Source organism: Arthrobacter sp. NPDC080086 (genome assembly GCF_040702285.1).
In genome coordinates, this window is sequence record NZ_JBFBKP010000117.1 from 1 (window position 1) to 8,596 (window position 8,596).

Genomic DNA, 8,596 nt, shown 5'->3' on the forward strand with positions numbered 1-8,596 from the left:
GCCGCGGGGCCTTTTTTCTTGCGCTCAGACGAAGAACATTTCCACCTGCAGGAAGCGTTCCGCCTCGCCGACGGCGGCTTGGAAGGCCTCTTCCTCGGTGGGGGACTGCCGGGGTTCGCGGGGGTGCCATTCGTGGGCGCCGGAGTGGACCCGGGTGAACCCGCCGCGCGGCGGGGCGTAGAAGATGCCGAAGCGCTGCACCGGCCATTCCGGGGACGTCTCGGGAGCCACCAGAAGGGCGGCGTCGAAGGCGGGGTTGTACCACTGCGCGATCGGCCGACGGCGATCCTCGGTAAAGAGCCCTGCCGCGTAGAGCGCCGCCGATTGGGGGCTTGTCTGCGAACACAGCCGCTCCCACCACAGGGGCAGGATGCCGTCATCGCACCGCTGCCACGTGGCCGGGAGGGGAGGGAGATCCTGCCGTTCGGGCACACCACAACCTTATCGCCCGCCGCCGGGCGGGAACAGGGCCGGGACCGGCCCCGAGGGGCAGCCGGAGCGTCCCGGCGAACACCAGGGCCGGACCCGGCGGGCCGTCGGGCCGGACACTCTCGCGTAGCCGGAGAGTCCCCCGCGGAGCGCCGGATCAGTGGATGGAGGGTACCGTCCGCGGCCGGACCACGAACCAGAGCGCGGCCGCCGCCAGCAGAATGCAGCCGGCCTGCACGGCGCCCATCGGCGTCGCCGACTCGACGCCCAGCCAGCCCACGACGGGGGAGATGATCCCGGCCATGAGGAAGGTCGCGGCACCCAACAGGGACGCCGCCGTGCCGGCCTGGGCGCCGTGGTTGGCCAGCGCCAGGACCTGGACGCACGGGAAGGTAAAGCCGGCCCCCAGGATGTAGAACCACAGCGGCACCATCACGCCCCACAGCCCCAGGCCGGCCCGGTCGAAGACGACGATCAGCAGGGCCATCAGGAACATCCAGGCCGTGGAGCAGGCCACGATCCACTGCGGCGGGACGCGCTTGATCAGCCGGGCGCTGGTCTGCACCCCGGCCACGATCCCCAAGGAGTTGATGCCGAAGAGCAGGCCGTACTGCTGGGCCGAGAAGCCGAAGACGTCCTGGAAGAGGAAGGGCGAGGCCGAGAGGTAGGTGAAGAGGCCACCGAAGTTCATGCCGCCCAGCAACAGGGTGCCCACGAAGATGCGGTCCGCGAACAACACCCGGTAGCGCTGGCGCATCGTCATGCCCGATGCGCCGCGCAGGTGCGCCGGCAGCGTCTCGCGGACCAGGAACAGCGCCGCGATGATCACGCAGCTGCCGTAGCCGGCCAGGAAAAGGAAGATGCCCGGCCACGCCGTCAGCAGGAGCAGCTGCGAGCCGATCACCGGCGCCAGGATCGGGGCCAGACCGTTGACCAGTGCCATCCGGGAGAACATCCGCACCATGGCGTAGCCGCTGAACAGGTCGCGAACCATGGCCATGGCGACGACGCCGCCGCCCGCCGCGCCGATGCCCATTAGCACCCGGAACAGGCCGAGGGTCCCGATGTCCGTGGCCGACGCCGCCCCCAGGGACGCGCCGATGTGCAGGGCGGTGGCGAGGATCAGCGGCATCCGGCGGCCGAACCGGTCGCTGAGCGGTCCCACCACCAGCTGGCCGAGCGCGAAGCCCACGGTGGTACCGGTCAGGGTCAGCTGGACCGCCGCCTCGCTGACGCCGAGGCTGGCCTCCAGAGCCGGGAAGGCCGGCAGGTACAGGTCCACCGTGAAGGGTCCCAGCGCCGTCAGGGCACCCAGCATGAGGATGTAGAGAAGCTTGCGGCGGCGGGTCAGGGAATCGCCCGGATTGCTGGGTGTCTGCACAGAGGTCAATCCTAGGGCCGGGGCGGCGGCACGGACAGCGCCTCCGGCCGCCGCCGCCGGCATGACGCGCGGCACGACGCCGGGCGCCGCGCAGGACGCGGCGCGCGTCGCCTAAACCCGACGCGCAGGCGCCCGCGCCCTCCGCTGGCCGCCGTCGGCGCCCCGAATGATAGTTTTGACACCTGGGCGTGCAATCAGCCGCGCAGCCCCGGGCATTTCAGCGGAAGCAGAACGACAGATGGCACCAGTTAGGCGGAACCGATGAGCGGACGGCACACCGGCAGGACCGGCGGGGGGCTGCGCCTTTCCGCGTTGCCCACGACCTTGAAACTGATCTTTAAGCTGGCACCGCGGCAACTCAACGATGAGATTGCCTTCGCCAAGGCCGAACTCAAGCGCAAGGGCATCCAGCTCGGCATCGCGGCGGCCTTCGCCGTCGTCGCCCTGATCTTCGTCCTGCTGCTGGTCATCGGGCTCGTCGTGGCGGCCATCATGGGCCTCGCCACGATCATGCCGGCCTGGCTCGCGGCCCTGCTGGTCTGCGCCCTGTTCCTGGTCATCGCCCTGATCGTGGGACTGATCGGCGTCAGCCGCTTCAAGAAGGCCATGCCGCTGGTCCCCGAGGAGACCATCCGCGGGCTGAAGTACGATCTCGGCATCGCCAAGGAGGGCTCCTCCTTCGACCCGGCCGTGCTGGACCCGAACACCCCGCAGGCCAAGGCAGCGAAGGCCGCCAAGGAAGCGGCCGCAGCCCGAGCCAAGGCGGAGAAAGAAGCCAAGAAGGCGGCCGAACAGCCCGACCTCGGCCCCGCTCCCTCCGAAGATGAGCTGCGCCGCCGGCTGGACCAGCGCCGCCGCCACCTCACCGGCGTCCGCGACGAACTCGGCGAAGAACTGGACCTCAAGGCCCAGGCGCAGATCCTCCTCTCCGCCGGCCAGCAGCGCGTCGAAGAGGGCAAGGAACTGGTCGACGACCGGATCGCCGCCCTTCGCGGCCCCTCCGCCACCACTCCCGGCGCCCGGCCCTCCACCGGCAGCTCCGGCACGGCTCCGGCCGCGGAACTGGCCAAGCGCTGGAAGCCGCTGGCAGCCTTCGCGGCGGCCGCCACCACCTTCGTCGTCCTGCTGCGCCGCCTGCTCAAGGGCTGACAGGACCGTAAACCCCGACAACGAATGGACACCGGCAGCGGAAAGGGAGGCCGAATGAGGTTCATCGGCGCTGGCGCGCGGCCCGGCCAACCCCCAATCCATTCGGATGTGGTCTTCACCGTCCCCAATCTCCTCACCGTGGTGCGGTTCCTCGGCGTTCCGCTGTTCATCTGGCTGGTTCTCGCGAAACAGGAGTACGGCGCCGCAGCCCTGGTCCTGGCCCTCATGGGCAGCACCGACTGGGTGGACGGCTACATCGCACGCCGCTTCAACCAGATGTCCAACCTCGGCCGGATCATGGACCCGATCGCGGACCGGCTGGCCCTGATCGCCGTCGCGGTCACCCTCGTGATCGCCGGCGTCGTCGAGTGGTGGTACCTGACCGCCCTCCTCGTGCCCGACCTGATCCTGATGGCCATCTCGCTCTACTACTTCCACAGCCACCCCGACCTCCCGGTCAGCCGGGTCGGCAAGATCCGGACCGCGCTGCTGCTCCTCGGCACACCCTTGCTGGTGCTCTCGAAGCTGCAGCTGCCCGGCGCCGAGAGCTACTTCGTGGCGGCCTGGGTCTGCCTAGGCCTCGGCCTGATCGGGCACTGGATCGCCGCTTACAACTACTTCTGGGCCATCATCCGCAAGGGCCGTGGACAGCGGCCCGCCGCAGAAAGCAGCACCGCCGTGAACCCGCAGGAACGTTCCAACGACGACGGCGGGCCCCGCTGATGGTCTGGCTGGCAGTCGTGCTGGCCGTCGCCGGCGCCTTCTTCCTCGCTTTCGGCGCGCAACGGCAGGGCAGTGCGGTCAAGGCAGACACCGGGGGCCTGGCTCTGAGCTCCAACGGCCTGCTGCGGCTGATCCGCAACCGGCGCTGGATCCTCGGGCTCCTGCTGCTGTGCGTCGGCACGGCCATGAACGCCATCGCCCTCGTGTCCGCGCCGCTGACGGTCGTGCAGCCGATCGGCGCCATCGCGCTGGTCATCACCACGGTCATCAACGCCAAGGACCAGGGCCTGAGCATGAACCGGGCCACCGTGGTGGCGATCAGCTGCTGCGTCACCGGCTCCGCCCTGTTTGTGATCCTGGCCGTCACGGTCACCCAGGAGAACCACCACGTCAGCGCCGCGGACGAGCTCACGGTGGTGCTGCTGCTGGCCCTCGTCGTGGCCCTGTTCGGCACCCTGGCCCTGCTCTTCAAGCACCGGATGAGCGCCTTCGTTTACATCATTGGCGCCGGCATGCTGTTTGGCTTCGTTGCCGTCCTGACCCGCATCATCGGCCGGCACCTGCTGGACCCCAACGGGCTGTTCCTGCTCAACGTGCAGTGGTACACCCTGCTGGCGATCCTCGCCGCCGGCGGCCTCGGGTCGTGGTTCGTGCAGAGCGCTTACTCGGGCGGTCCGCCGGACCTGGTCATCGCGGGCCTGACCGTGATCGATCCCATGATCGGCATCGCGATCGGCGTCGTGGTCCTTGGCGAACTGCGCCCCGATGTCCACGCCGTGACCGCGATCGCCATGGGTGCCGCGGCTCTCCTTGCTATCGTGGGAGTGATCGCCCTGTCCAGGCACCACCCCGAGGTCACCAAGCGCAAGAAAGACGCGCGAAAGGCCGCGGCGCGGAGACCCTAGGGCGACGCCACAGACTTCAGGCGCCGACTGGCCGCGCCTGCGCCGGCGGCCGGCCGGCCGCCGCTACCCACCGTGACCACCAGGAGCCATCCCCGTGACCATGCCCCAGACCGACAACCCCGGCAGGAAACTGACGATCCTGATCGCCGCCGAAACCTACCCGCCGGACGTCAACGGAGCCGCCCAGTTCGGCTACCGTCTCGCCAAGGGCATGACCGGGCGCGGCCACGACGTCCACGTCCTGGCCACCCGCCCCAGCAAGGGCAAGAGCTACAGCGAGTTCCGCGACGAGGCCACCGTGCACCGCGTGCGCTCCCACTCCGTGCCCACGCACGAGAGCTTCCGGATCACCTTCCCCTGGGAGATCAAGAAGGAGATCGCGCTGCTCTTCGACCGGGTCAAGCCTGACGTTGTGCACATCCAGAGCCACTACATGATCGGTGAGCACGTCCTCTACGAGGCGGTGCGCCGCGGCGTCCGGATCGTGGCGACCAACCACTTTATGCCGGAGAATCTCAACCCCTTCCTGCCGTTCCCGCAGTGGTTCAAGGACATCGTTGGCCGCGTCTCCTGGCGCGACATGGGCAAGGTCATGGGCCAGGCCGACGTCGTGACCACCCCCACTCCGCTCGCGGCCAAGGCGATGCACGACCACGCCTTCCTGCGCAAGGTGCTGCCGCTCTCCAACGGCATCGACGCCGCCGCCTACGAGCTGAAGCCGGGGGAGGAGGTTCCCGTCAACGCCAGCCCCACCGTGCTCTTCGTGGGCCGCCTCGCCGAGGAAAAGCACATCGACGTCCTGATCGACGCCATCTCCAAGACCCCGGCCAACCTCGACGTCCACCTGCAGGTGGTCGGCGGCGGTGAGGTCCGACCGGCCCTGGAGGCCCAGGTCAAGCGCCTGGGCCTGGGGGACCGGGTGCGCTTCCTGGGCCTGGCCAGCGACGAGGAACTGCGCCGCGCCTACCTCGGCGCCGACCTGTTCTGCATGCCGGGCACCGCGGAGCTGCAGTCCCTGGTGACCCTTGAGGCCATGTCTGCCTCCACGCCCGTGGTCCTGGCCGACGCGATGGCCCTGCCGCACCTGGTGCGCGACGGCGAGAACGGCTACCTGTTCACCCCGAACGACAGCGACGACCTGGCCGCCAAGATCACCGCGGTGCTGTCCCTGCCGGCCGACGAGCGCGCCGCCATGGGCAAGGTCAGCCGCAGCATGGTGGAGAACCACAGCATCGAGCGGACCCTCCAGACGTTCGAGGACATCTACCGCGGCGCCAGCTACGACGACCTGGTGGTCTAGCACTCCGGCACGGGCCTGAGCGCCCGGCCGGTGCGACTACTATTGCTAGAGTGTTTTGCCCCGGGGCCCGCCGTGCTACGGCCGGTGCCCCGGGTCCCACGGGGCTATAGCTCAGCTGGTTAGAGCGCGGGACTCATAATCCTAAGGTCCTCGGTTCAAGTCCGAGTAGCCCTACCATCGCCGGTCTCCCGGCCGGTCCGCATCACCTCCCACCATCAGACGCTTCATTTCCCAGGCCGCGTCCGGAAGCCCGCCTCCCGGACGCGGCTCTTTTTGTATGCCGTGGTCCCCGCGGGTGGGCCAGGTCACTTGCGGCACCCCTGCGCGCACGGTAAGTTACTGCCCAGTAACATATCGGCGCGGGCCTCCCCGCGCCCTTCTGGTCGCCGCTGATCATAAGTGAGGGAACACCATGTCCAAGGCTGCAATCGACTTCAACAACCTCCCGTACGCCGACGGCGACTTCTTCGCCTTCGAGCAACTGCTCAGCGACAAGGAGCGCGACCGGCTGGCCGAGGTCCGCGAGTTCCTGGCCCGCGAGGTCAAGCCGATCGCCGTCGACTGCTGGAACCGCGCCGAGTTTCCGATGGACCTGATCCCCAAGCTGGCCGAAATCGACCTGGTCAGCCCGGTCAAGCGCCAGGGTTACTCGAACCTCTTCGCCGGCATCCTGCACGCCGAGACGACCCGCGCCGACACCTCGATCGCCACCTTCATGGGCGTCCACGACGGACTGTTCACCGGCTCCATCGAGGCGCTGGCCTCCGAGGAGCAGCAGGAGGCCTGGCTGCCGGAGATCTACTCGATGAAGAAGATCGGCGCCTTCGGCCTGACCGAACCGCTGGGCGGCTCCGACGTCGCCGGTGGCACGCGCACCACCGCCCGGCGCGAGGGTGACCACTGGGTCCTCAACGGCGCCAAGCGCTGGATCGGCAACGCCACCTTCTCCGACTGGGTGGTCATCTACGCCCGCGACGTCGAGGACAACCAGGTCAAGGGCTTCCTGGTGGACACGAAGACCGAGGGCTACGGCGCCACCAAGATCGAGAACAAGATCTCGCTGCGCACGGTCCAGAACGCGGACATCACGTTGGAAAACGTCGTGGTTCCCGACTTCTTCAAGCTCGCGAACGCCAACAGCTTCCGCGACACCAACAAGGTCCTGAAGGTCACCCGCCTCTCCGTGGCCTGGCAGGCCGTCGGCCAGCAGCTGGCCGCGTTCGACGTCGCCCGCCGCTATGCCGTCGAACGCAGCCAGTTCGGCCGGCCGATCGCCTCCTTCCAGCTCGTGCAGAACCAGCTGGTCCAGATGCTCGGCAACACCGTCAGCTCGATGGGCATGATGGTCCGGCTCTCCCAGCTCGAGGACGCCGGCCAGGCCAAGGACGAACAGTCCGCCCTGGCCAAGGCCTTCACCACGGCCCGGATGCGGGAGACTGTGGCGATTGGCCGCAGCCTCCTGGGCGGCAACGGCATTGTCTCCGACTACGAGATGGCGAAGGTCTTCTCCGACGCCGAGGCCATCTACTCCTACGAGGGCACCCACGAGATCAACACCCTGGTCACTGGCCGGGCCATCACCGGAATCTCTGCGATCGTCTAAACCCGACGCCGCCGCCCGGACCGGCGGCAGCAGCACCGAGGGCCGCAGGTCCAGGACGAACCCGAGGGGGTTCAGATACTCCTCGCCGCGGCGGACGCCCCAGTGCAGGCAGGGCGTGCCGCTGCAGTGGCCGGGCGGTCCGGGCTGCGCGGCTGCCACCGCACCCACCGGGGATCCGGCCGCCACCGGGTCCCCGGCCCGCAGGCTCGTCTCGACGGGTTCGAAGCTGCTCCGGAGACCGTCCCCGTGATCGATGGTCAGCACCGGGCGGTCAACCACGATGCCGGCGAAACTGACCCGTCCCGGAGCCGGTGCGCTGACCACAGCCCCGGCCTCGGCCCGCAGGTCCACCCCGCGGTGGCCGCTGAGCCATGGCCGGTCCGGCGGATCGAAGCCGCGCACCACCGCGGGCCTGGGGGAGAGCGGCCAGGCCCAGCCCCGTGCCGGCGCCGCGCGTGCCGGCACCGCCCGCGCCCCGCGGGTCGAAGCCCCGCCGCCCGCCGTCGACTTGGGGCCAGAAGCCAACGCCGTCGCGGCTCCGATGGCCGCGGCACGGACGGCCGCCTGGCCGGAAAACGCTGCCGAAGGGCGCGGCGGTGCCGTCGGCGCTAGGGACTGGGCCAGCGCAACGGCGAGCAGCAGCGGGAGCACAGGGAACAGGGTCATGGTTTCAGCATGGGGACCCGGGCCGCGCCGGAACAGGCGCCCGGGACGCCATGTGGACAACCCCACCGAGGCCCCCGGATTCGCCCTTCAAGACACCGCAGTCGGCGCCCCGTCGGCGCCCCGAAGCACCCCAGCCCGGCGCCCCGAACGCGTCCGTCGGGCGGGGCCCGCTGTAGTACACTAAGTGGAGCAGTTTGCTGTTCCCTCATGCCCCGATTCGTTGCGCTGTCCTTCCCGGACGTGCCGCGGAAGGCAGCACATCTCATTCAGGAGTGCGGGAACGCTTGCTGACTACGCGTATCCAGCCCTCTGCAGCCGAAGCCCCGCTCCGGACGACGAGGACTGCGCCCCTTGCGGTCCGGACCCCATGGCCCGGATGAGGAGCGCGGTGGATACCAGGAGGAGCCCCCGGAACCGGGTGCTGCTAATCAACCGTCAAC

At 69.3% G+C, this 8,596-nt stretch carries 7 protein-coding genes, 1 tRNA gene and 1 pseudogene; 6 read left to right on the top strand and 3 right to left on the bottom strand.

Annotated elements, in window-relative coordinates; translation table 11 throughout:
• Positions 1-24: 24 nt before the first annotated feature.
• Both AB0305_RS21715 and AB0305_RS21720 read right to left on the bottom strand, forming a co-directional pair.
• Positions 25-432, bottom strand: coding sequence for a hypothetical protein (locus AB0305_RS21715; protein WP_364137061.1), 408 nt, complete (start codon positions 430-432; stop codon positions 25-27).
• Positions 433-586: 154 nt separating this feature from the next.
• Positions 587-1,810, bottom strand: coding sequence for a multidrug effflux MFS transporter (locus tag AB0305_RS21720; RefSeq protein WP_364137063.1), 1,224 nt, complete (start codon positions 1,808-1,810; stop codon positions 587-589).
• Between the two features lie 261 nt (positions 1,811-2,071).
• On the opposite strand from AB0305_RS21720, the gene AB0305_RS21725 reads away from it, so the two are divergent.
• From AB0305_RS21725 to AB0305_RS21750, 6 genes are all read left to right on the top strand, one after another.
• Positions 2,072-2,959, top strand: a complete 888-nt coding sequence (locus tag AB0305_RS21725; protein WP_364137065.1) for a phage holin family protein — start codon at positions 2,072-2,074, stop codon at positions 2,957-2,959.
• 54 nt (positions 2,960-3,013) lie between these two features.
• On the top strand, positions 3,014-3,682 hold the full coding sequence (locus AB0305_RS21730; RefSeq protein WP_364137067.1) for a CDP-alcohol phosphatidyltransferase family protein: 669 nt from the start codon (positions 3,014-3,016) through the stop codon (positions 3,680-3,682).
• Complete coding sequence (locus AB0305_RS21735; RefSeq protein WP_364137069.1) at positions 3,682-4,587, top strand: DMT family transporter; 906 nt, start codon at positions 3,682-3,684, stop codon at positions 4,585-4,587. Before AB0305_RS21730 ends, AB0305_RS21735 begins: the two co-directional genes overlap by 1 nt.
• 100 nt (positions 4,588-4,687) lie before the next feature.
• Positions 4,688-5,887 (top strand): glycosyltransferase, encoded by a 1,200-nt coding sequence (locus AB0305_RS21740; protein ID WP_364137319.1) that lies wholly within the window; start codon positions 4,688-4,690, stop codon positions 5,885-5,887.
• A 100-nt stretch (positions 5,888-5,987) separates the two neighbouring features.
• Positions 5,988-6,064 (top strand) — tRNA-Ile (locus tag AB0305_RS21745).
• A 235-nt stretch (positions 6,065-6,299) separates the two neighbouring features.
• Positions 6,300-7,490: an acyl-CoA dehydrogenase family protein gene (locus AB0305_RS21750; protein ID WP_364137071.1), complete on the top strand. Its 1,191-nt coding sequence runs from the start codon at positions 6,300-6,302 to the stop codon at positions 7,488-7,490.
• Between the two features lie 24 nt (positions 7,491-7,514).
• Here AB0305_RS21750 and AB0305_RS21755 read toward each other — a convergent pair.
• Positions 7,515-8,015 (bottom strand): annotated as a pseudogene (locus AB0305_RS21755) (M23 family metallopeptidase); the annotation flags it as partial.
• Between the last annotated feature and the right edge of the window lie 581 nt (positions 8,016-8,596).

Coding starts and splice junctions, on each gene's coding strand:
- AB0305_RS21725 (WP_364137065.1), top strand. CDS start 2,072: ATGAGCGGACGGCACACCGGCAGGACCGGCGGGGGGCTGCGCCTTTCC.
- AB0305_RS21730 (WP_364137067.1), top strand. CDS start 3,014: ATGAGGTTCATCGGCGCTGGCGCGCGGCCCGGCCAACCCCCAATCCAT.
- AB0305_RS21735 (WP_364137069.1), top strand. CDS start 3,682: ATGGTCTGGCTGGCAGTCGTGCTGGCCGTCGCCGGCGCCTTCTTCCTC.
- AB0305_RS21740 (WP_364137319.1), top strand. CDS start 4,688: ATGCCCCAGACCGACAACCCCGGCAGGAAACTGACGATCCTGATCGCC.
- AB0305_RS21750 (WP_364137071.1), top strand. CDS start 6,300: ATGTCCAAGGCTGCAATCGACTTCAACAACCTCCCGTACGCCGACGGC.